A 22,582-nucleotide genomic window follows, 5' to 3' on the forward strand; every position below is an offset into this window, starting at 1 on the left:
TTACTTCACCGCCAGGGTATCGATAATCCTCTGCACCAGCGCCTGGTGCACTTCCGGCGTTTTGGCCGGCGACAGCATTTGCAGCGTCACCACCCGCTTGTTGAACACCGTCAGCATCAGCGTGGACACCACCTTCTGCCCGTTGACGGTCTGCTCGGTATCCACCCGGCGAAACTTCTGTTTGCCGACGGTGAAGTTCTCTTCTTTGGTGGTCTGGATATTCTGATAGCGCTCGGCCAGCACCGTGATGGCGCTCTGCGCCAGCTCTTTCAGCATTTTGTCGCTGGCGTTGAGCTTCATGTCGTCCGGCGGGATCACCTCGGACGAAACCGCGCTCTGGCGCGACTTGCCGTCGAGGAAGCGCTGAATGGTGGAGGTGCTGTCGTTGATGATGCCGCTGTTCAGCGTCTGATCGCTAAAGCCAGGCGGCAGCTCGAAGGTGATTTTGCCCTTCTGCAGCGACACGCTCAGCCCCGGTGGCGCGGGCGGGGTTTCTGCCGGCGCAGGCGGCGGCGGTGGCGCGGGCTGCGTCACGGTCGGCTTGGTGTCCGGTGGCGGCACCGCCGGTTTGGTGTCGTCTTTGTTGTCGCAGGCCGCCAGTCCCATCGCCAGCACGGCGACCGCGGTCAATTTTGCCAGGGTGTTTAACATCGTGGTTCCTTTCGCTTGGCGCGTTATGGCCTAAACGTAGCAACTCGCCCGGGCGAATGCCAGAAGCCCGTTCTGAAATTGCTGGTCCGGCCCCGCGCGAACGGGGCCGGGCGGTTACTCCGCCGGGAACAGGAACGGATTGATGCTGCTGCGGCCGAAGCCTTCTTCTTCCATGCGGGCGTCCAGCACCAGCGAAGCCAGATCGTCGGCCACCGCTTCGACCTGCGGGTCTTTTTCCTGATAGAGGATCTTCAGGTAAGTGCCGCAGTCGCCGCAGCTCTCCGCCTTCACCGCCGCCTGCTCGCTGTCCAGCGACCAGTAGTTGAGATCGCGGGTCTGCTCGCAGTTGCTACACTTCACCCGCACCACGTGCCATTCGCTTTCGCACAGGTTGCAGTGCAGGTAGCGCAGGCCGTTGACGGTGCCGATGTGCACCATGCTGGAGACCGGGATGCTGCCGCACACCGGGCAGAATTGGCGCTGCTCGCCGTATTCGGCGCGCGCCTTGCCGGGGATCAGGCTGGCCATCTGCGCCCAATAGAGCGACAGCGCGGCCCAGAGGAACGGCGCCTTCTCGCTGCCCACCTTGCCGAACTCGCGGTTGAGCAAGGCGTCGGCCATCAGCTCCAACTCGTGCGCCGAGGCTTTCTCCAGGTTGTCCAGCACCGCCAGGATATGCTCCGGCGCCTGCGGGCGCAGCTCGGCGATCAGCGACGTCAGCAGCTTGCGCCAGTGCTCGCTACGCGGGAACACGCTCAGATCGAGCGGCGGTTTGCCGCTGGCGGCGCCCTGCGCCAGCGCTTCGCTCAGATCGAGCTCCAGCGGGTTATCGTGCAGCGCATGCTGCTGCGCCTGCGCCAGCTCGGCGGCGAAGTTCAGGTAGTCGCCCAGCGGATTGTCGACCGCCAGCTGACGCAGACGATCGGCGCGGCGGCTGTACAGGCTTTTCAGGTTGGCGAAAAGTAACGGCGGGATGTTCTCCGCCGTTGTGGACTTCTCACGCTGTGCCCCTAACTGCTCTTTAGGAACGATGCGGATACTCATCAGGGTTTATCTTCCTGTCGTTTCTCGCGGACCTCACGGTACCAGCGCGGATGATGTTTCTTGGCCCAGGCCGCCGGTACCCAGCCTTCCACCATCGCGGTAATGGTGCCTTTTACCCACAATGCGGCGTAAATGTGCACCATAATCACGATAATCAGGCCGACCGCGGCCAGCGAATGCACCAGCAGCGCGATGCGGATCAGCGGGATGGAGAACGACGGCGCAAAATACGGCCGCCAGATCACCACGCCGCTGGCCAGCAACAGCACCAGGCTGATAATCGCCGCCCAGAACACGCACTTCTGGCCGAAATTATAGCGCCCGGTGTCACCCACTTCCTCGTTCATGGCGATTTTGTGGATGTTCTTGGCCCAGACGATATCTTCCCGGTTGATCAGGTTATGCTTCCAGTAGCGCAGGAACATCAGCAGGAACGCGGCAAACATGATCACCCCGACAAACGGGTGCAGAATGCGCGCCAGCTGCGGCGTCCCGAAGATGTTCATCAGCCAGTTGAAGGAGGGGAAGAAGAACCCCAGCCCGCTGATGGCGGCGAACACGAAGCAGAACGCCACGATCCAGTGGTTGATGCGCTCCGGTGCGCTGTAACGCTGAATGGGCTTTTCCTTTCTCATTTGCGCGTCTCCTCGTCATGCGACTCGTCGTGCTCGTCCTCATCGTCGACGCGGTTAGGCCCGACGCCGACATAGTGGAACACGCTGGCCGCGAAGGTGGCGGCAAAGCCGATGGCCGCCAGGGGTTTCCACACGCCCTTCCAGAAGGTCACCGCCGGGCTGATGCTCGGGTTGTCCGGCAAACCGTGGTACAGCTGCGGTTTGTCGGCGTGGTGCAGCACGTACATCACGTGCGTGCCGCCCACCCCCGCCGGATCGTACAGACCGGCGTTCTGGTAGCCGCGGGTGTTCAGCTCGCTGACGCGATCTGCCGCCACCTGCTTCATCGCTTCCTTGGTGCCGAAGTGAATGGCGCCGGTCGGGCAGGTTTTCACGCAGGCCGGTTCCTGGCCGACGTCCACGCGGTCGACGCACAGGGTGCACTTGTACACCCGGTTGTCGTCCTTGTTCATGCGCGGTACGTCGAACGGGCAGCCGGCGATGCAGTAGCCGCAGCCGATGCAGTGCTCGGACTGGAAGTCGACGATGCCGTTGGCGTACTGAATGATCGCGCCTTCCGACGGGCAGGCCTTCAGGCAGCCCGGATCGGCGCAGTGCATGCAGCCATCCTTGCGGATCAGCCATTCCAGCTTGCCGTTTTCCTCCACCTCGGAGAAGCGCATCACCGTCCACGACTTGGCGGTCAGATCGGCGGGGTTATCGTACACCCCAACGTTGTGCCCCACCTCGTCGCGGATGTCGTTCCATTCGGAACAGGCCACCTGACAGGCCTTGCAGCCGATACAGGTGGTGACATCGATCAGTTTGGCCACTTCTTCCTGGTGGTCACGGGCGCGCGGCGCCGGCGTGAAACCATTGGTGGCGGATTTACGAATGATGTCTTGAGATTGCATGGCCATAATTCGTCTCCGTTACACCTTTTCCACGTTGACCAGGAACGCCTTGAACTCCGGCGTTTGCGTATTGGCGTCGCCGACGAACGGCGTCAGCGTGTTGGCGATAAAGCCTTTCTTCGCCACCCCTTCGTAACCCCAGTGGATCGGGATACCGATGGTGTCGACTTCCTGGCCGTGCACCTGCAGCGTGCGAATACGCTTGGTCACCACCGCCTTGGCCTTGATGTAGCCGCGGTTGGAGCTGACCTTCACGGTGTCGCCCTGCTTGATGCCTTTCTTCTCTGCCAGCTTCTCACCGATCTCCACGAACTGCTCCGGCTGCGCGATGGCGTTCAGCCGCGCGTGCTTGGTCCAGTAGTGGAAGTGCTCGGTCAAACGATAGGTGGTGCCGACGTAAGGGAACTTGTCGGATTTGCCCATCGCCGCCAGATCGTCCTTGAACACGCGCGCCGCCGGGTTGGACACCACGTTCGGGTGCAGCGGGTTGGTGCCGAGCGGCGTTTCGAACGGCTCGTAGTGTTCAGGGAACGGCCCTTCCGCCATCTTGTCGGTGGCGAACAGGCGGCCCATGCCCTCCGGCTGCATGATGAACGGCCCGACGTCGCTGCCCGGCGCGGCGGTGCTGTAGTCCGGGATATCGGCCCCGACCCACTTGGCGCCGTCCCACTCCAGCAGCTGGCGTTTCGGATCCCACGGTTTACCCTGCGGGTCCGCCGAGGCGCGGTTGTACAGGATGCGGCGGTTGAGCGGCCATGCCCAGGCCCAGCCCAGCGTATTGCCGAGGCCGGACGGATCGGCGTTGTCGCGCCGCGCCATCTGGTTGCCGGCCGGCGTCCAGCTGCCGGCGAAGATCCAGCAACCGCTGGCGGTGGTGCCGTCGTCGCGCAGCTGCGCGAACGAGCTGAGCAGCTCGCCTTTTTTCACCAGCACTTTGCCGTCGGCATCCAGCAGATCCGCCAGCGCCTTACCGTTATTCTCCTGCGCCACCTCTTCCGGCGACGGGTTGTCCGGCGTCAGGTAGTCCCAGCGCATGTTCAGCACCTGTTCCGGCACCGCACCGCCGTCGCGCGCATACATCTCGCGCAGGCGGCTGAAGATGCCTGCCAGGATCTCGCCGTCGTTCAGCGCTTCGCCCGGGGCATCTGCGCCTTTCCAGTGCCACTGCAGCCAGCGGCCGGAGTTGACGATCGAGCCGTTTTCTTCGGCGAAGCAGGTAGACGGCAGGCGGAACACTTCGGTCTGGATCTGCGAAGGATCCACCTCGTTGAACTCGCCGTGGTTCTGCCAGAAGTTGGAGGTCTCGGTGTTCAACGGATCGATGGTCACCAGGAACTTCAGCTTGGACAGCGAAGCCACTACCTTGTTTTTGTTCGGGAACGACGCCACCGGGTTAAAGCCCTGGCAGAAGTAGCCGTTGACCTTGCCCTGCGCCATCATTTCGAAGTACTGCAGCACGTCGTAGCCTTTGTCCCACTTCGGCAACCAGTCAAAGCCCCAGCTGTTGTCCTTCTGCGCTTTGTCGCCGTAGAAGGTCTTCATCATGCTGACGAAGAATTTCGGGTAGTTGCCCCAGTAGTTCACCTGGCCCGGCAGCAGCGCCTTCGGCGTGTTGGCCTTCAGGTAGGTGTCGAGATCGGTCTGTTTCTCCGACGGCAGCGTCATGTAGCCCGGCAGGCTCTGCGACAGCAGGCCGAGATCGGTCAGACCCTGGATGTTGGAGTGGCCGCGCAGCGCGTTGACGCCGCCGCCCGCCATGCCCATGTTGCCGAGCAGCAGCTGGATCATCGCCATGGTACGGATGTTCTGCGCGCCGACCGAGTGCTGAGTCCAGCCCAGGGCGTACAGGAACGAAGCGGTTTTATCCGCGACGCAGGTTTCGGCGATGTATTCGCACACCTTGAGGAAATCGTCCTTCGGCGTGCCGCAGATGTTGGTCACCACGTCAGGCGTGTAGCGGCTCACGTGCTGTTTCAGCATGTTCCACACGCAGCGCGGATCCTGCAGCGTGACGTCGCGCTTGGCGAAGCCGTTCTCGTCGAACTGGTAGTTCCAGGTGGTTTTGTCGTACTTGCGATTTTCCGCGTCGTAGCCGCTGAACAAGCCGTCTTCGAAGGCAAAGTCTTCCCGCACCAGCAGGCTGGCGTTGGTGTAGGCCTCGACGTATTCGCGGTTGAACTTGTTGTTGGTCATCAGATACAGCAACACGCCCGACAGGAAAGCGATGTCGGTCCCGGAGCGGATCGGCGTGTAAAAGTCCGCCACCGATGCGGTTCGGGTAAAGCGCGGATCGATCACGATCAGCTTGGCATTGTTGTGTATTTTGGCTTCCATCGCCCAGCGGAACCCCACCGGATGCGCTTCCGCCGCATTACCGCCCATGACGATAATCAAATTCGCGTTCTTGATATCAACCCAGTGGTTGGTCATCGCACCGCGACCAAATGTTGGAGCAAGACTTGCTACCGTTGGTCCGTGTCAGACACGCGCCTGGTTGTCTACGGCAAGCATGCCGAGAGCGCGACTAAATTTTTGCGACAGAAAACCGGTTTCGTTGCTGGCGGCCGAGGCGCACAGCATGCCGGTGGTCAGCCAACGGTTGACGGTAACGCCCTGGTCGTTGGTTTTGATGAAGTTGGCGTCACGGTCTTCTTTCACCAGCTTGGCGATGCGGGTAAAGGCGTCGTCCCAGCTGATGCGTTGCCATTTGTCCGACCCTGGCGCCCGGTATTCCGGGTACTTGAGGCGGCTTTCGCTGCGGATGAAGTCAACCAGGCCGGCGCCTTTCGGGCAAAGCGCGCCGCGGTTTACCGGATGATCCGGATCCCCTTCGATATGGAAAATGCTTTCTTTGGCGTTCTTGGCGCCATCACCAAGGCTGTACATCAACAGCCCACAGCCGACGGAACAATACGTACAGGTATTACGGGTCTCGCGGGCGCGCAGCAGTTTGTACTGCCGGGTTTCCGCCAACGCCACTTCGGGGGCAAAGCCCAGCGCGGCCACCGTCGTTCCTGCCATACCGCCAGCGCAGATCTTAAAGAACTGCCTTCTGCTGACCTGCATGGGGGTCTCCTTTCACTCTCGATTGTCACATTGTTCAAATGCGCCTGCCCCGCTAGCGCGGCAAACGCGAATGTCACTGTTGTTATGCTTGCTACGAACGCCGGCCATATTACCACAGCGTGCTTGTGGTTGTTACACACTCGTGCTCATTCAGTGAACGCATTGGCACATTTCGATACATTTCGGCGTGGGTGCACCCTACAGTATAGAGAGTAACCCACGCGCCGGATCGACGGCTTGAGGCGGCCATCCGCCGCCCTCTTCTATCAGTATGTTAGCGCAGCGATTTGCTCATTAACCACACAGCTCACAGGGCATTGATAATCATTTTCAATATCATTTAATTAACTATAATGATCCGACTGCTTACGCGGTGCTCGCCCTTTGCGCCGCCCATACACCACTGGAGATGATGATTATGAGTTATTCACTGCCATCCCTGCCGTACGCTTACGACGCACTGGAACCGCATTTCGACAAGCAGACGATGGAAATCCATCACACCAAACACCACCAGACCTACGTCAACAACGCCAACACCGTGCTGGAAGCCTACCCAGAGCTGGCCAAATACAGCGTTGAAGAGCTGATCCAGGATCTGGATAAAGTGCCTGCCGACAAACGCACCTTCATGCGCAATAACGCCGGCGGCCACGCCAACCACAGCTTCTTCTGGAAAAACCTGAAAACCGGCACCACGCTGGGCGGCGATCTGAAAGCGGCCATCGAGCGCGATTTCGGCAGCGTTGAGAAATTCCAGGAAGAGTTCGAGAAAGCCGCAGCCACCCGCTTCGGTTCCGGTTGGGCCTGGCTGGTGCTGAAAGACGGCAAACTGGCCGTGGTGTCTACCGCTAACCAGGACAGCCCGCTGATGGGCGAAGCCGTCGCCGGCGCTTCCGGTTTCCCAATCATCGGTCTGGACGTGTGGGAACACGCTTACTACCTGAAATATCAGAACAAACGCCCTGACTACATCAAGGCGTTCTGGAACGTGGTCAACTGGGATGAAGCCGCCGCACGCTTCGCCGCGAAGAAGTAATTCGCCCCCGTTGATGAAGATGCCCGCCACCGGCGGGTATTTTTTTGCCTGAAATCCGCTAAAGTTTGACCACTTCTTGCCGATGGTTTGTTCAATTGACGTTCGCCCGGAGAAGGAAAAACGCTATGGCGGCATTGCAAGCATTGGCAGGAAAGTTCACTCATCTCACCGTAGGTAAAAAGCTCGGTCTCGGCTTCGCGCTGTTGCTGCTGTTGGCGGTCGTCATCGCCGGCACCGGGGCGCAATATCTGCACATCATCGAATCCCGCGCCGATCGCATCGACTTCAGCAACCGGCTGAACGAGGAGATCAACCAGGCCAAATACAATCGCGCCATGTACGGCCAGACCTACCGGCCGGAGTACATTCAGAACAACCGCGCCAATATTGAGAACGCCGTCAAACTGATAGACCAGGGGCAGGCGCTGGACTGGGACGCCCAAAGCCGCAAGGATCTGCAGCGTCTGGTGACGCTGATCGGGGAATATCAACAGCAGCAAAAAGTCTTTGAGCAGGCGGTCACGGCGAAAGACGCGGTGCGCCAGAGCTGGAACATGTCGGAAGTGCAGGCCAGCCTGAGCCAGGTGGAACGCCAGCTGACCAACGGCGATCTGCAGCTGGCCTTCATCCAGCTGAACCAGAAGCTGACCCAGGTGCGCTACGGCGCGCGCGGCCTGCTGCTGAGCCTGAACAAGGAAACCGAAGCCCCGCTGATGGCGGCCATCGACGACGCGCGCGACGCGGCCAACGCCCTGAGCCGCAGGGTGAGCGACGCGCAGCGCCCGCAGCTGCAGCCGCTGCTGGCCGCCCTGGACGATTACAAAAACCGCATCGCGGCTTACCTGCCGGCCTATGAGCACGAGCAGCAGATCAGCCGGCAGCTCGGCGAACGCGCGCAAGCGATCGGCATGCTGGTCAACGCCTTTATGCAGGACGAGCTGGTGCAGACACGCAACAACATCAATCTGGCGCAGCTGCAAATGGGCATCACCACCCTGATCGCCATCATCGCCGGGGTGCTTATTGCCTGGCGCATCACGCTGCAGATCACCCGTCCGCTGCACAGTACGCTGGCGATGGCGGAACGCATCGCCGGCGGTGACCTGCGCCAGGCGCAGACCAGCACCCGCCGCGACGAGCTGGGGCAGTTGCTGAACGCGGTGGCGGCCATGAGCCAAAACCTGCGCACCATGATTGAGAAGATCCAGATGGGGGTCAGCCAGGTTTCTACCGCCTCTGCGGAAATCGCCGCCGGCAACACCGATCTCTCTTCCCGCACCGAGCAGCAGGCGGCGGCGGTCGAGGAAACCGCCGCCAGCATGGAACAGCTGACCGCCACGGTGAAACAGAACGCCGACAACGCCCATCACGCCAATCAGCTGGCCACCGATGCCTCGCAGACCGCGCAGCAGGGCGGCAAGCTGGTGGAAAACGTGGTCAGCACCATGCGCGATATCTCCAGCAGTTCGCAGCGTATCGCCGAAATTACCACCCTGATCAACGGCATTGCCTTCCAGACCAACATCCTGGCGCTCAACGCCGCGGTAGAAGCGGCGCGCGCCGGCGAACAGGGTCGGGGCTTCTCGGTGGTTGCCAGCGAAGTGCGCAGCCTGGCGAGCCGCAGCGCCCAGGCGGCCAAGGAGATCGAAGGGCTGATCGCCGAATCGGTCAGCCGGGTGAAAACCGGCACCGAACTGGTGGAAAGCACCGGCAACACCATGGAACAGATCGTCCGCTCGGTCACCCACGTGCGCGACATCATGGCCGAGATCGCCGCCGCCTCCGATGAGCAGACGCGCGGCATCGCCCAGATTGGCCAGGCGATCGTCGAGATGGACCACACCACCCAGCAGAACGCCGCGCTGGTGGAAGAGTCCGCCGCCGCCGCCGATTCGCTGGAAGAACAGGCCGACATGCTGCTGCAGAGCGTCTCGGTGTTCCGTTTGGCGGAGCAGACCGAACCCGCCGCCGTGAAAGCCGCCGCGCCGAAAGCGCCGGCGGTAAAACCCGCGGCCGCCAACGCCGCAGCGGAAGAGAACTGGACCACCTTCTGATGCCCCGCCGCCCGCCCGAGGATTTTCGGGCGGGTTGTTATGTCCCCCCGGCACAACTCAGGCTATGCTGAGCCCTCGACGCGAGACACGGAGGCGCACATGCATCACCCAGACGTTTACATCGGCAATATTCAACCCTACGAAGGCGGGCGCCCCAGCGCCATCGCCAAACGCCAGGTGGATGGCGCCATCCGGCTCACGCCGCTCGGCCTGGAAGGCGACGAACAGGCGGAAAAAAGCTACCACGGCGGGCCGGATCGCGCGCTGTGCCACTACCCGCGCGAGCATTACGTCCACTGGCGCGAGCAGTTTCCGGCGCAGGCAGAGCAGTTTTGCGCCCCGGCCTTCGGCGAGAATATCTCCACCGAAGGGCTGACCGAACACAATGTGTTTATGGGCGACATCTTCCGCTGGGGCGAAGCGCTGATCCAGGTCACCCAGCCGCGCTCACCGTGCTTCAAGCTCAATTATCACTTCGCCATCGAGGACATTTCGGTGCTGATGCAGCAAAGCGGCCGCTGCGGCTGGCTGTATCGGGTGGTGTCGCCGGGCGCGGTCAGCGGCGATCGTCCGCTGGAGCTGGCGGCGCGCAACAGCGACGTGTCGGTCGCCGAAGCCATCGCCATCGCCTGGCACATGCCGTTCGACGCGGAACAGTATCGCCGCCTGTTGGCGGTGGCCGGCCTCTCCGCCAGCTGGAGCAAGACCATGCTCACGCGGCTTGCCGAAGGGCGCCTCGAGGACTTCAACCGCCGCCTGCTCGGCCGTTGAAATCGCGGGCGGAAAAGATGAAAAACGTGCGCCGAATGCCGCGTTAACCCTATTCTTCCGCCTATACTGTAGCCGCACGTTTTTTCAGCCAGGAGCCAGGTAATGACCACCCCGATCCATTCGATTCATCACGCCGCCGCCGAAGGCTATCAGGCCAACGCCGATCGCTATGTGAAAGGCCGGCCGGATTACCCGCCGGAAATCGCCGTCTGGCTGCGTGAAACTATCGGCCTGCACGCCGGCATGACGGTCATCGATCTCGGCGCCGGTACCGGCAAGTTTACCCCGCGCCTGCTGGAAACCGGCGCGCAGGTGATCGCCGTCGAACCGGTGCCGCAAATGCTGGAAAAACTGTCGGCGGCGCTGCCGCAGGTGAAAACGCTGGCGGGCACCGCCGAGGCGATCCCGTTGCCGGACGAGTCCGTCGATGCGGTGGTCTGCGCCCAATCCTTCCACTGGTTCGCCACGCCGCAGGCGCTGGCGGAAATCCAGCGCATCCTCAAGCCCGGCGGCAAACTCGGTCTGGTGTGGAACATGCGCGATGCGCGCGTCGGTTGGGTGCGTAAATTGAATCAGATCGTCGATAGCCACGAAGGCGATGCGCCGCGTTTCTATACCGGCGAATGGCGCAAATTCTTCCCGTTCAAAGGCTTTGAACCGCTGCAGGAGCAGGTGTTTATGCTGGGTCACCGCGGCGCGGTGGAGGACGTGATCTACAACCGGGTGCGTTCAACCAGCTTTATCGCCGCGCTGCCGCAGCCGCAACAGGAGCAGGTTATCGAGCAGTTGCGCCAGCTGGTGGCGGAAGAAGAGGAACTGCGGGGCCAGGACACGGTCACCGTGCCCTATCAGACCAAGGCGTATTTCACCACCAAGGTCTGATGCCCGGGGGTTCAGAACGCTTTCTTGGCGTAACCGGTGACCGCTTTCAGGCCCATCTCGCGGCCCAGCGCGGTCATCGGGTGCACCACGATCAGCCCGCGCGCGCTTTTCTTCAGCGCACCCATATCGGCCTGCTCTTTCTTGGTGATCTCGCGGCTGAACGGCAGCTTGCTCAGCTTCTGCGCTTCGGCGCTCAGCTTCTCGCCGCGCACGTTTTTCAGGCGTTCGATCTCCGTGGCCAGTTTCTCTTTCTCTTTGGTGTGCTGCGCGATCAACTCAGGGTTGCCCTGTTGGATCACGGTGGCGTCTTTGTGGTTCAAGGCGTCCAGCAGGTCGCTCAGGCGCTTGATCTCTGCCTTTTCTTTCTCTTTCATGGTCTCTGGCCCGTTGTGCCCAAAATGGCACGCTAATCAATGATACCGGCATTGTAGCAAAAGGCGCGCGCCGTTACCCGTCCTGCGCAATGCCGGGCGGCAGGCCGCTCATCTCGCAGGCCCTGGCGCCGAGCCGGGCCAACGCCTGGGTGTAGCGCGCGTTGAACGGGTAGCAGCAGGAGAGCCGCAGCGCGTTGCGGTAGCGCCCGCTCGGGGAATACAGGGTGCCCGGCGTCAAACAAATCTGCTCCTCCAACAGCTGATGGAACAGTGCCACGCTGTCCACGCCGGGGGGAAATTCGACCCAAAACACGAATCCGCCCGCCGGCTGCGTGGCCAGCGTGCCGCGCGGGAAATGCCGGGCGATCAGCGCCCGCGCCTCGTCCACCTGCGCCGCATAACGCTTGCGCAGGTTGCGCAAATGATGATCGTAGCCGCCGCTCTCCAGGAAGGTCGCCAGCGTTTCCGACAGCAGCTGCGACTCGGACATCGATGACACCGCCTTCAGCTTGCGCAACGCCTCGTGGAAACGGCCGCCGCAGATCCAGCCGACGCGAAAGTCCGGCGCCAGCGTTTTGGTAAAACTGGAGCAAAACAGCACCCAGCCGTCGCGATCGAACGCCTTCACCGCCGGCGACAGCGCGCCGCCGAACTGGATCTCGGCATACAGCCCGTCTTCAATCAACGGCACCTGATGATCGTTCATCAGCCGCGCCAGCCGCTTTTTCGCCGCCAGCGGCATAGTGCAGCCCAGCGGGTTTTGCACCGTCGGCATGGCGATCACCGCGTTCAGCCGTTTCTCGTTCAATAGCAGTTCCAGCGCGTCCAGCGACAGCCCCAGCTGCGGATCGGTGGGGATTTCCAGCGCTTTCAGCCCCAGGCTGGCCAGCAGCGGCAGCAGATAGAAATAGGTTGGCGACTCCAGCCCGACGCAGTCACCCGGTTTGGTGGTGACGCGCAGCGCCAGCTGCAGCGCTTCCATGCAGCCGTGGGTCAGCACCACGTCGCCCGGCTCCAGCAGCATGCCCAGCGTCATCGAGCGGCGGGCGATCTGCTGACGCAGCCGCAGGCTGCCGGGCGGCAACGGGTACTGCCCGATCAGATCCGGCTGACGGCGCAGCTGAGAGGACAACATGCGCCCCAGCTTGCCGCCGGGATAAAAATCGCTGGTCTGCGGGCAGGCCAGCGCAATGTTGGTGAAAGCCGGGTTTTGCTGGGCGGCAAACACGGTGTCGATCAGCGCCAGCACGTCGTCCGCCGGCGGTTCAATGCGCCCGCTGGGCGCCGAGGCCATCTTCAGCGCCGGCAGCGTGCTGCGAACATAAAACCCCGACTGCGGCCGCGCTTCGATCAGCCCGCGATCCTCCAGCGTGCGGTAAGCCGACACTACCGTATTGATGCTGACGCGATGGGTTTGCGCACAGCGCCGTACCGACGGCAGGCGGTCGCCGGGCCGCAGCGTGCCGCGGCGAATGGCCTCGGCCAGCGTATCCGCCAGCTGCAGGTAACGGGTATCCGGGGTTTCATCGAGCAGGGTCACAGTTTCTCTCCAGGCAATGGGTACAGTTTACATTTTGCACAACTGTAACCATGACAATATCCGATTTGTGGTTCTGTCACCATCCCATCGCAGCGATTATGCTGATCCTCTCGTGATTACCGCCATTTTCAAGGAACCTGTCATGCTGGACTCCGCCTTTGTCAGCTACGTCACCGTCATGTCGATTACCCCCGGCCCCAACAACCTGCTGCTGGCCTCGTCGGGCGTCAACTTCGGCCTGCGCCGCACCCTGCCGATGCTGTTCGGCATCTGCGTCGGCTGTGCGGTGCAGCTGGCGATCATTATCCCGCTGCTGGCACTGGCACTGAGCTGGGCCGGCGTCATCCGCCTCCCGCTGGCGGTGATCGGCTGCGCCTACCTGCTGTGGCTGTCGTGGAAACTGTTCCAGGCGGCCTCGCCGGACGCCAAAGAGCAGGCGCAGCCGATGAGCCTGCTCAATGGCGCGCTGTTTCAGGCGGTCAACCCCAAGGCCTGGCTGATGGTGATCAACGTGGCGATCCTGTTCACCCCGCGCGAAGGCGCCACCTTTGTCCATACGCTGTCGGTCATCGCCGGCTTCGCGCTGCTGAACCTGCCGTGCGTGCTGCTGTGGGCGGTGCTGGGCGACCGGTTGCGCAACGCGCTGCGGGTCACCTGGAAACTGCGCGCCTTCAACGGCGTGATGTCCGGCCTGATGGCCGCCACCGCGCTGTGGTTGTTGTTCGACGAGTGGCGCGCGGCCTTTGCTTAGCCGCGGCCGAGAGGAGAGAGTCGGGAAGGTTGTTTGGCGCCGATGCCGGCGATCAGATCGGTAATGGACAGCACCATGGTGGAGCGCACCATCTGCTGATAGCGCTGGCGCTGCATGGCGATCAGCGCTTCATCCGCTTCGCCCGGCTGCAGGAAGGTCGGCACCGGCGGCAGCGCGGCCACGCAGTGCAGCTCGCCGAAGGGCCCGAGGATTTCGTCGTCGACGAAGCGGTATTCCGAGCCGTCGTGGTTCAGCTCTTCGCGCATCGCCATCAGCAGCTCGGCGTCTTCATATTCGTGGCGGGAGATCACCCCCAGCCCGTACATCAGCTTCAGGCGCACCGACAGCTCCCCGAGCGGGCCGCTGCCGGACAATAGCGGTTCGACGGCATATTTCACCGCGTAGTCATCCTTGCGGAATACCTGCACCACCAGCACGTTGAGCGCTTCCGCCAGCAGCTCTACCGCCGCGATCAGGAAGCTGCGCACCGTTTTGCCCGCGTTCAGCTTTTCCAGAACCTGGTTTTCAAATGCCTGTGCTTCTTCCATCGTCGCTTTTCGAAAGGCGTGGGGAGGGCCGTCGATGCCGAACTCGGGTTGCAGGAGCGCAGCAAGCTGCGCTCGGGTGTTCATCATCACGATTCTACTTGTGCATGGCGTTATACACAGCAACGGCCTCTTCTACAACCTCGCTTTCCGCCGGCAGGCCGGAAATTTGCGCCAGCGCGGCTTTCGGCCCGAGCGTGTTCAGCAATTCCGCCAACTCCAGCGCCTGCGGATCCTGTTCGCTGCGGTAGCTCATGGCGGCGGCGATGCCCTGGATCAGGTTGGCGTGCGGCAGGCCGTATTCCAGCGTGCCCAGCAGCGGTTTGATCAGGCGATCGCCGGCGCTCAGTTTGCGCAGCGGCTGGCGGCCCACGCGCTCGACGTCGTCGTGCAGATACGGGTTTTCGAAGCGGCCGAGGATTTTGTTGATGTAGGCGGCGTGCTTGTCGGCGTCGAAGCCGTAGCGCTTGATCAGCACCGCGCCGCTCTCTTCCATCGCCCCTTTCACCACGCGGCGGATCGCCGGGTCGAGAATGGCGTCACGAATGGTTTGCAGCCCGGCCTGTTGGCCGAGGTAGGCGGTGATGGCGTGACCGGTATTGAGGGTGAACAGCTTGCGCTCGACGAACGCCATCAGGTTGTCGGTCAGCTCCATGCCGGCGATCGCCGGAGGTTGGCCTTTGAACTGGGTCTGATCGACGATCCATTCGCTGAAGGTTTCCACCGTCACTTCCAGCGGATCGCTGCTGTCCGCCGGCGGCACGATGCGGTCGACCGCCGAATCGACGAAGCCGACGTGCTGCTCAACCCATGCCTGCTCGTCCTGCGGCAGCGCGGCGAACACATGCTGTTTCAGCTGGCTGGTGCCGCGCACCATGTTCTCGCAGGCGATGATGTTCAGCGGCTGCACATTGCCCTGCTGATGACGCAGCACCAGCCCTTTAGCGATCGTGCCGGCGATTTTACCGAGAATTTGCGGGCCAACGGCGGTGGTCACCAGATCCGCCTCAGCGATCAGCGCCACCGCCGCCTCGCTGCCGCTGTTGACGGCGCTGACGTTGTTGACGTTCTCCACGCGTTCTTGCTCGCCCACCACGTGCACCGCGTAGCTTTTACGGCTGTTCAGCAAATCCAGCACCGTTTGATTGACGTCGGCGAAGGTCAGCTCAACCCCTGCGTCCGCCAGCAGCTTGCCGATAAAACCGCGGCCGATGTTCCCTGCGCCAAAATGTAATGCTTTCATAACTCTACCTTCTTAATGTCGAAGGGTGCAGCAAGCTGCACCCTTTAAAATGATTCTGTTATCCGGCTTTTTTGCCGCCGAGCAGGTCCAGCACTTCCTGCACGCTGGTGGTATTCGCCAGCCGCTCGATCACGCTCTCGTCATCCAGCGCGTTGGTCAGGCTGGTGATCACCTGGATATGCTCGTTGTTGCGCGCGGCGATGCCGATCACCAGGCGGGCCACTTCATCCTCTTCCTCGCCGAAGCGCACGCCCTGCGGGTACTGGCAGAACACCACGCCGGTGCGCAGCACCCGGTCTTTGGCCTCGATGGTGCCGTGCGGCACGGCGATCGACTCGCCCAGGTAGGTGGAGGTGAGTTTCTCGCGCTCCAGCATCGCCGGCACGTACTCCGCCTCGACGTAGCCGCCTTTCACCAGCTGCTCGCCGGCGAAGCGGATCGCCTGCTCTTTGTCGCTGGCCTGCAGGTTGAGGAACACGTTGCTCTCGCTCAGCTTGAACAGGTTCGGCTCACCGGCTTCGAAGCTGTCGTCCAGCGCGCCCAGCACCTTCTGCTGGTTGTCGCTGGTTTTGTTGACCGCCACCAAGCGATCGACCAGATCGCTGTACAGCTTGCTGTCGAGGAAGTTGGTCAGCGAGATGTGCTGGGCCTGCGGCGCGTGGCGCATCGCGCGCTCGGTCAGATCGCGGTGGGTGATCACCAGATCCACGTCGTCCGGCAGGCTGTTGATGGCGCTGTTGGTCACCGAGATGTTCTTCAGCCCGGCGTCGGCCACTTTCTTGCGCAGCACCCCGGCGCCCATGGCGCTGGAGCCCATGCCCGCATCGCAGGCAACGATGATTTTGCGCACGGTGCTCAGATCGCCGTCGACCGATGCCGGCGCCGCTGCGCCGCCTTTGGACTGCGATTTCATCTCTTGCATGCGACGGGTTGCGGCTTCCAGATCGTCATCCTCTTTCACCTTGGAGGTTTTCAGCAGGAAAGCGGACACCACGAAGGAGACGGCAAAGGCTGCGCACACCGCCGCAATGTTGGCGAAGTAGGCGCCTTTCGGCGTCATCGCCAGCACCGCCAGGATCGAACCCGGAGAAGCCGGAGAAACCAGGCCGCCGTTCAGCATCGTCAGGGTGAAGACGCCGGTCATGCCGCCCAGGATCACCGCCAGCAGCAGGCGCGGGTTCATCAGCACGTAAGGGAAGTAGATTTCGTGGATGCCGCCCAGGAAGTGAATGATTGCCGCACCGCCGGCGGATTGCTTGGCGCTGCCGCGGCCGAAGAACATGTAGGCCATCAGTACGCCCATGCCCGGGCCTGGGTTGGCTTCAATCAGGAAGAACACCGACTTACCGGCTTCCGTAGCCTGCTGGATACCCAGCGGCGAGAAGATGCCGTGGTTGATGGCGTTATTCAGGAACAGGATTTTCGCCGGTTCAACGAAGATGGACGCCAATGGCAGCAGGTTGTTCGTCACCATGACGTGTACGCCCGCCGCCAGCAGCTTGGAGAGCACCTCCACCAGCGGCCCGATGCCGAGGAAGGCCAGGATCGCCAGCAGCATGCCGATGATGCCGGCGGAGAAGTTATTCACCAGCATTTCAAAGCCGCTTTTGATCTTGCCGTCCACCCAGCGGTCAAAGTGCTTGATAGCCCAGCCGCCCAGCGGGCCGGCGATCATCGCGCCGAGGAACATCGGCATGTCGGCGCCAACGATGACGCCCATGGTGGTGATGGCGCCGACGACGCCGCCGCGATCGCCGCCCACCAGCCGCCCGCCGGTATAACCGATCAGCAGCGGCAGCAGGTAGGTGATCATCGGGCCGACCAGCTTGGCTAAGGTTTCATTCGGCAGCCAGCCGGTTGGAATGAATAGCGCGGTGATAATCCCCCAGGCGATAAAGGCGCCGATGTTGGGCATCACCATGTTGCTCAGGAAGCGGCCAAAGTTTTGTACTTTGACCTTGATGTCTGGTGAAAACATAAAACACACCCCTATTGTTACGCGCTGACAATAGAGCGCGTGATTATTGTTGTGACGATCCAGCCGTGTTGCCGCTGTATGCGAAACGGACTCTATCACGCTGTTTTTGTCACGCGAACTTCACGGATTTTTTGTGATACAAATCACATACAACACCCCAACAAACCACCCTTTATAGTGACAAAGATCACATTTATGGCGTGTAAAAAAAGCACAGTGAGAAAAAAACCGCCTTGAAACCCATAATAATGTGATATTTGTCACATTTTTAAATTGATGGTTTGTTTTTAAATTGTGATAAACATCACAATTTATTTTTGGCTGCAGCGCCCGATCGCGACGCTCTGTTTGATCTTCCCTGTGAGCACTCATCCCGCCGGGAACTAGCGAAGTGATGAATGAAAGAAAACTACATTGCCGAATGAATGGATTAATTGAAGTGTAGTACAGAAGCCTGCGCAATAAACCAGCAAGCTATTGGAAACGCTGAGGGGAAATAAAACAGGCCGGCAATGCCGGCCTGCTGCGTGCGTGGAGGCTTTATTGCGTCACGCTTTGAATGGCTTTCTGCGCGTTTACCAGGTTCTGCTGTTTGGCCACCAGATTCGACATCATGGTGTTGTACTGCGCCACCTGCTGCGCGGTACGGAACTGCACGCCGTTGTTGTTGAAGCTGACCTGATTGCCCTGGCTCTGCAGGAAATCGCCAACCTGCACCAGATCCTGCACGAAGCTGGCGGTGGTCGGGATCGCCGGCATCAGGGCGTTGGCCGGTGCGGTGACGATTTTGTCATAGGCCTGGTTGTATACCGCCTTCAGATCGTCGGGCTGCTTCAGCGCCGCACGGGCGGTATCCGCCTGTGATTTGGCGGACTGGATCTGCTGGCCCAGCAGGTTCAACGCCCCGACCGATTGCTGCAGCGCATCGCGTTTGTTCAGATAGTCCTGCGCGGTGCGGATCTGGTTAATCTGATCCAGCGCCGGGGTCAGGCTGGCGCCGACCGACTTGGACAACTGCTGCGAGAAGCCGACCAAAATCGCGTAATCGCCGGCATAGTTGCCGAACTTCTGCTTCTGATCTTCGCTCAGCGTGGGGATGTTCGCCCCGCTGCGCATCACGGTATTCTGTAAGTAATCGATAAATGCTTTGCGCTGTTCCGGCTCTTTATCGCCGCAGGCGGTCAATTGCATGACCACCAACAATGCCAATACCGGTGCCAACCAACGCGCGAAACCTCTGCTCTGGATCCCTACCGCCATGTGACATAACTCCTGTTATAAACCTGCTTTTTCATTGGACTCCGCCCCTTTTTCCGCACTCCGTGCGCCTATAAGAATAGATCAACTGGCGGCGTTCCGATACGCGATTCCGCCTGCGGTGAGCATTACCCCGGCCGGATGCGGTTGAAAATCGTGCGCAAAACGCACTGAGGTTCATTGCCGTCGGCGACCGGACGCTTCAATTTCCCCAAGTCGCCCCCCAAGTCGCCCCCCAAGTCGCCCCCCAAGTCGCCCCCCAAGTCGCCCCCCAAGTCGCCCCCCAAGTCGCCAGGCGACCTTGCCTTCGCGCCCAGGAAACGGAAATAAAAAAAGGCGCCCGCAGGCGCCTTTTCACGGCAGAGAATCGCTTACTGCAGCACGGAGATGTCCGCCACCTGCAGGAACAGTTCACGCAGCTTGCTCAGCAGCGTCAGGCGGTTCACGCGCACTTCCGCATCGTCCGCCATCACCATCACGTTATCGAAGAACGCATCCACCGGCTCGCGCAGCGCGGCCAGCTCCACCAGCGCTTCCTGGTAGTTGCCCGCCGCGAAGTACGGCTGCAGCTTGTCGCGCAGCACCACCAGGTGAGTCGCCAGCTGGATCTCCGCCGCGTCCTTCAGCACCGAGGCACGCACGCTGTCGTTCAGCGTTTCGGTGGACTTGGCCAGAATGTTGGAGACGCGTTTGTTGGCCGCTGCCAGCGCCGCCGCCGCTTCCAGCGTGCGGAAGTGAGACACCGCCTTGACGCGTGCGTCGAAGTCGGCCGGCTTGGTCGGACGGCGCGCCAGCACCGCCTGAATGGTATCGACCGCGTGGCCTTCTTCCTGATACCAGGCGCGGAAGCGGCCCAGCATGAATTCCACCACCTCGTCGACCACCTTGGCGTTGGTCAGCTTGCTGCCGTACAGGCGCACGGCCTCTTCGGTCAGGGTCTGCAGATCCAGCGGCAGGTTTTTCTCGACGATGATGCGCAACACGCCCAGTGCGGCGCGGCGCAGCGCGAACGGGTCTTTATCGCCTTTCGGATGCTGCCCGATGCCGAAGATGCCGGCCAGGGTGTCCATCTTGTCGGCGATCGCCAGGGAACAGGCCACCAGCGACTGCGGCAGCGCATCGCCGGCGTAGCGCGGCTGATACTGCTCGTTCAGCGCAACGGCGACGTCTTCCGCCTCACCGTCGTGGCGCGCGTAGTGCATGCCCATCACGCCCTGGGTGTCGGTGAATTCGAACACCATGTTGGTCATCAGGTCGCACTTCGACAGCAGACCCGCGCGGGTGGCGTGGTTGACGTCGGCGCCAATCTGGCCGGCAACCCAGCCCGCCAGCGCCTGAATGCGGTCGGTTTTGTCGCGCAGGGTGCCCAGCTGCTGTTGGAACAGCACGGTTTCCAGGCGCGGCAGGTTATCTTCCAGGCGTTTCTTGCGGTCGGTGTTGAAGAAGAACTCGGCGTCGGCCAGGCGCGGACGCACCACCTTCTCGTTACCGGAGATGATCTGTTGCGGGTCTTTCGACTCGATGTTGGCCACGAAGATAAAGTTCGGCAGCAGTTTGCCCGCGGCGTCATACACCGGGAAATACTTCTGGTCGCCCTTCATGGTGTACACCAGCGCTTCCGCCGGCACCGCCAGGAATTTCTCTTCGAATTTAGCGGTCAGCACCACCGGCCATTCCACCAGCGAGGCCACTTCTTCCAGCAGGCTGTCGCTCAGATCGGCCTTGCCGCCAATCTTCTGCGCCGCCAGCTCGGCATCGCGCTTGATGAGGGCTTTACGCGCTTCATAGTCGGCGACCACTTTGCCGCGCTCCAGCAGGATCTGCGGGTATTGGTCGGCGTTGTCGAGGGTGAACTCGGCTTCGCCCATGAAGCGGTGGCCGCGCACGGTGCGCGCAGAGTCGATGCCCAGCACGGTGCCTGGGATCAGATCGGCGCCCAGCAGCATCGTGACGGTATGTACCGGACGCACGAACTGCACGTCGGAGTCGCCCCAACGCATCAGTTTCGGGATCGGCAGTTTAGCCAGCGCGGTGCTGACCATGCCGGCCAGCAGTTGCTGCGCCGACTGGCCTTTGACGTGGGCGCGGTACATCAACCACTCGCCCTTGTCGGTCACCAGGCGTTCAGCCTGATCGACGGTGATGCCGCAGCCGCGCGCCCAGCCTTCGGCCGCTTTGCTCGGTTTGCCTTCGGCGTCGAACGCCTGGGCGATCGCCGGGCCGCGTTTTTCAATTTCGCGATCGGCCTGCGCCGCGCTCAGGTTGGCCACTTTCAGCGCCAGGCGGCGCGGTGCGGCGAACCAGCTCACGTCACCGTGTTCCAGGCCGGCGTTGTCCAGCTCGGCGGTGAAGTTGGCGGCGAAAGATTCCGCCAGGGAACGAAGCGCCTTCGGCGGCAGCTCTTCCGTGCCGATTTCCACCAGGAAAGTCTGTTGAGTCATGGCTGCCTCTTAGTTCTCGTTCTTCTTGTTGCACATCGGGAAGCCCAGCGCTTCGCGGGAAGCGTAGTAGGCTTCGGCAACGGCTTTGGTCAGCGTGCGGATGCGCAGAATGTAGCGTTGACGCTCGGTCACCGAAATCGCCTTGCGCGCGTCCAGCAGGTTGAAGGTATGGCCCGCCTTCAGGATGCGTTCGTAGGCCGGCAGCGGCAGCGGTTTTTCCAGCGCCAGCAGCGATTGGGCTTCTTTCTCGTACTGCTCGAAGCAGGAGAACAGGAAGTCGACGTCGGCATATTCGAAGTTGTAGGTGGACTGCTCCACTTCGTTCTGGTGGAACACGTCGCCGTAGGTGGTAACACCCAGCGGGCCGTTGCTCCACACCAGATCGTACACGCTGTCCACGCCCTGGATGTACATCGCCAGGCGCTCCAGGCCGTAGGTGATCTCGCCGGTCACCGGCTTGCACTCCAGGCCGCCGACCTGCTGGAAGTAGGTGAACTGCGTCACTTCCATGCCGTTCAGCCACACTTCCCAACCCAGGCCCCAGGCGCCGAGCGTCGGGTTTTCCCAGTTGTCTTCCACGAAGCGAATGTCGTGGATGGTCGGATCCAGACCCAGCTCTTTCAGCGAGCCCAGGTAGAGTTCCTGAATGTTGTCCGGCGACGGCTTAATCACCACCTGGAACTGGTAGTAGTGCTGGAGACGGTTCGGGTTTTCGCCGTAGCGGCCGTCGGTCGGGCGGCGGGATGGCTGCACATAGGCGGCGGCCATCGGCTCCGGCCCCAGTGCGCGCAGGCACGTCATCGGGTGTGAGGTTCCCGCGCCGACTTCCATGTCCAATGGTTGAACGATGGTGCAGCCCTGGCGCGCCCAATAATCCTGCAGTGTCAGGATCAGGCCCTGGAAGGTCTTGGTATCAAACTTTTGCATGTTGAATTCGCACGCGATACAAGTGGATTTAGATGGAATGGGCCAGTATACCCTTTGACCGTAAGATATACAGCCAGAATCCGGCAACAAGTGCGAATCGGGGCGAGAAGCGCTGGATTTTCACACGTCGGCCGCAGCGTGAAGACACAGCGCTCCGGCCGGCCCCCTCGCCATCCACGAGCCGGCCTGAAAGGCGTGACGCCGCCAAATCCATTAGATGAGCTTAACAAAAATATCACTCACCGCCGTTTAAATAAGCAATTAGCTGAACGCGATATCTCCCCTCGCCGGCCAAATTCAGGCTGATTTGCGTACGCATATCCTTATATTTGCCACAAGATAAAGTTGCGCCAATGTTATTTTTGTTAATTTTATCAACTAAAAAACTCCCCTCACCGAGAGATAATGTGATCAAGTGCCAGATTATTTCTTATGAACGTGAAAAATAAGGCGATAGCGCACGGCGGACCGAGGCTCTGGGTATGAAGGGA

The 22,582-nt window shown here is 61.4% G+C and carries 18 protein-coding genes; 5 read left to right on the top strand and 13 right to left on the bottom strand.

Features of this window, described 5'->3' with window-relative positions; genetic code table 11:
* The 5 genes from WCL58_RS21355 to fdnG all read right to left on the bottom strand — a co-directional run bounded on the left by WCL58_RS21355 (position 1) and on the right by fdnG (position 6,289).
* A complete protein-coding gene (locus WCL58_RS21355; RefSeq protein ID WP_213873442.1) occupies positions 1–651 on the bottom strand; it encodes a DcrB-related protein in 651 nt (216 codons plus the stop codon).
* A gap of 114 nt (positions 652–765) precedes the next feature.
* Positions 766–1,695 carry a formate dehydrogenase accessory protein FdhE gene (fdhE, locus tag WCL58_RS21360; protein WP_038875958.1) on the bottom strand — a complete coding sequence of 310 codons (930 nt, stop codon included), beginning with the start codon at positions 1,693–1,695 and terminating at the stop codon, positions 766–768.
* Positions 1,695–2,330 (bottom strand): formate dehydrogenase cytochrome b556 subunit, encoded by a 636-nt coding sequence (gene fdoI / locus WCL58_RS21365; protein WP_004934017.1) that lies wholly within the window; start codon positions 2,328–2,330, stop codon positions 1,695–1,697. Before fdoI ends, fdhE begins: the two co-directional genes overlap by 1 nt.
* Positions 2,327–3,229, bottom strand: coding sequence for a formate dehydrogenase subunit beta (fdxH, locus tag WCL58_RS21370; RefSeq protein ID WP_033649532.1), 903 nt, complete (start codon positions 3,227–3,229; stop codon positions 2,327–2,329). The genes fdoI and fdxH overlap by 4 nt, the downstream gene beginning before the upstream one ends.
* 12 nt (positions 3,230–3,241) lie before the next feature.
* Positions 3,242–6,289, bottom strand: coding sequence for a formate dehydrogenase-N subunit alpha (gene fdnG / locus WCL58_RS21375; RefSeq protein ID WP_336851587.1), 3,048 nt, complete (start codon positions 6,287–6,289; stop codon positions 3,242–3,244).
* A gap of 418 nt (positions 6,290–6,707) precedes the next feature.
* On the opposite strand from fdnG, the gene sodA reads away from it, so the two are divergent.
* The 4 genes from sodA (at position 6,708) to WCL58_RS21395 (ending at position 11,035) form a co-directional block, all read left to right on the top strand.
* On the top strand, positions 6,708–7,328 hold the full coding sequence (gene sodA, locus WCL58_RS21380) for a superoxide dismutase [Mn] (protein ID WP_004934003.1): 621 nt from the start codon (positions 6,708–6,710) through the stop codon (positions 7,326–7,328).
* A 125-nt stretch (positions 7,329–7,453) separates the two neighbouring features.
* Positions 7,454–9,382: a methyl-accepting chemotaxis protein gene (locus WCL58_RS21385; protein ID WP_060424318.1), complete on the top strand. Its 1,929-nt coding sequence runs from the start codon at positions 7,454–7,456 to the stop codon at positions 9,380–9,382.
* A gap of 99 nt (positions 9,383–9,481) precedes the next feature.
* Positions 9,482–10,153: a 6-hydroxyaminopurine reductase gene (gene yiiM / locus WCL58_RS21390; protein ID WP_060424321.1), complete on the top strand. Its 672-nt coding sequence runs from the start codon at positions 9,482–9,484 to the stop codon at positions 10,151–10,153.
* 102 nt (positions 10,154–10,255) lie between these two features.
* Complete coding sequence (locus tag WCL58_RS21395) at positions 10,256–11,035, top strand: class I SAM-dependent methyltransferase (protein WP_060424323.1); 780 nt, start codon at positions 10,256–10,258, stop codon at positions 11,033–11,035.
* An 11-nt stretch (positions 11,036–11,046) separates the two neighbouring features.
* Here WCL58_RS21395 and WCL58_RS21400 read toward each other — a convergent pair whose 3' ends face one another.
* Together WCL58_RS21400 and WCL58_RS21405 are read right to left on the bottom strand one after the other, a co-directional pair.
* Complete coding sequence (locus WCL58_RS21400; protein ID WP_004933989.1) at positions 11,047–11,409, bottom strand: YibL family ribosome-associated protein; 363 nt, start codon at positions 11,407–11,409, stop codon at positions 11,047–11,049.
* A gap of 73 nt (positions 11,410–11,482) precedes the next feature.
* Complete coding sequence (locus WCL58_RS21405; RefSeq protein ID WP_038875970.1) at positions 11,483–12,949, bottom strand: aminotransferase-like domain-containing protein; 1,467 nt, start codon at positions 12,947–12,949, stop codon at positions 11,483–11,485.
* Positions 12,950–13,091: 142 nt separating this feature from the next.
* Here WCL58_RS21405 and WCL58_RS21410 point away from each other — a divergent pair, with 142 nt between their 5' ends.
* Positions 13,092–13,700 carry a LysE family translocator gene (locus WCL58_RS21410; RefSeq protein WP_025304783.1) on the top strand — a complete coding sequence of 203 codons (609 nt, stop codon included), beginning with the start codon at positions 13,092–13,094 and terminating at the stop codon, positions 13,698–13,700.
* Here WCL58_RS21410 and WCL58_RS21415 read toward each other — a convergent pair.
* The 6 genes from WCL58_RS21415 to glyQ all read right to left on the bottom strand — a co-directional run bounded on the left by WCL58_RS21415 (position 13,697) and on the right by glyQ (position 22,091).
* The gene (locus WCL58_RS21415) at positions 13,697–14,248 is read right to left on the bottom strand and encodes an MltR family transcriptional regulator (RefSeq protein WP_016929575.1); all 552 of its coding nucleotides are present in this window, start codon (positions 14,246–14,248) and stop codon (positions 13,697–13,699) included. The two genes, WCL58_RS21410 and WCL58_RS21415, sit on opposite strands and share 4 nt — an antisense overlap.
* A gap of 94 nt (positions 14,249–14,342) precedes the next feature.
* Positions 14,343–15,488 (bottom strand): mannitol-1-phosphate 5-dehydrogenase, encoded by a 1,146-nt coding sequence (locus WCL58_RS21420; RefSeq protein WP_060424325.1) that lies wholly within the window; start codon positions 15,486–15,488, stop codon positions 14,343–14,345.
* Positions 15,489–15,546: 58 nt separating this feature from the next.
* Entirely contained in the window at positions 15,547–17,466 is a 1,920-nt protein-coding gene (locus WCL58_RS21425; RefSeq protein WP_049200647.1) for a PTS mannitol transporter subunit IICBA, read from the bottom strand.
* 540 nt (positions 17,467–18,006) lie between these two features.
* Complete coding sequence (locus WCL58_RS21430; protein WP_016929578.1) at positions 18,007–18,726, bottom strand: DUF3053 domain-containing protein; 720 nt, start codon at positions 18,724–18,726, stop codon at positions 18,007–18,009.
* Between the two features lie 368 nt (positions 18,727–19,094).
* Positions 19,095–21,164 carry a glycine--tRNA ligase subunit beta gene (gene glyS, locus WCL58_RS21435; protein WP_038875981.1) on the bottom strand — a complete coding sequence of 690 codons (2,070 nt, stop codon included), beginning with the start codon at positions 21,162–21,164 and terminating at the stop codon, positions 19,095–19,097.
* A gap of 9 nt (positions 21,165–21,173) precedes the next feature.
* Positions 21,174–22,091 carry a glycine--tRNA ligase subunit alpha gene (gene glyQ / locus WCL58_RS21440; RefSeq protein ID WP_004933966.1) on the bottom strand — a complete coding sequence of 306 codons (918 nt, stop codon included), beginning with the start codon at positions 22,089–22,091 and terminating at the stop codon, positions 21,174–21,176.
* Positions 22,092–22,582 lie beyond the last annotated feature (491 nt).

The sequence above is a fragment of the Serratia sp. TMDUHS_CL genome, assembly GCF_037137105.1.
Lineage (GTDB): Bacteria > Pseudomonadota > Gammaproteobacteria > Enterobacterales > Enterobacteriaceae > Serratia > Serratia nevei.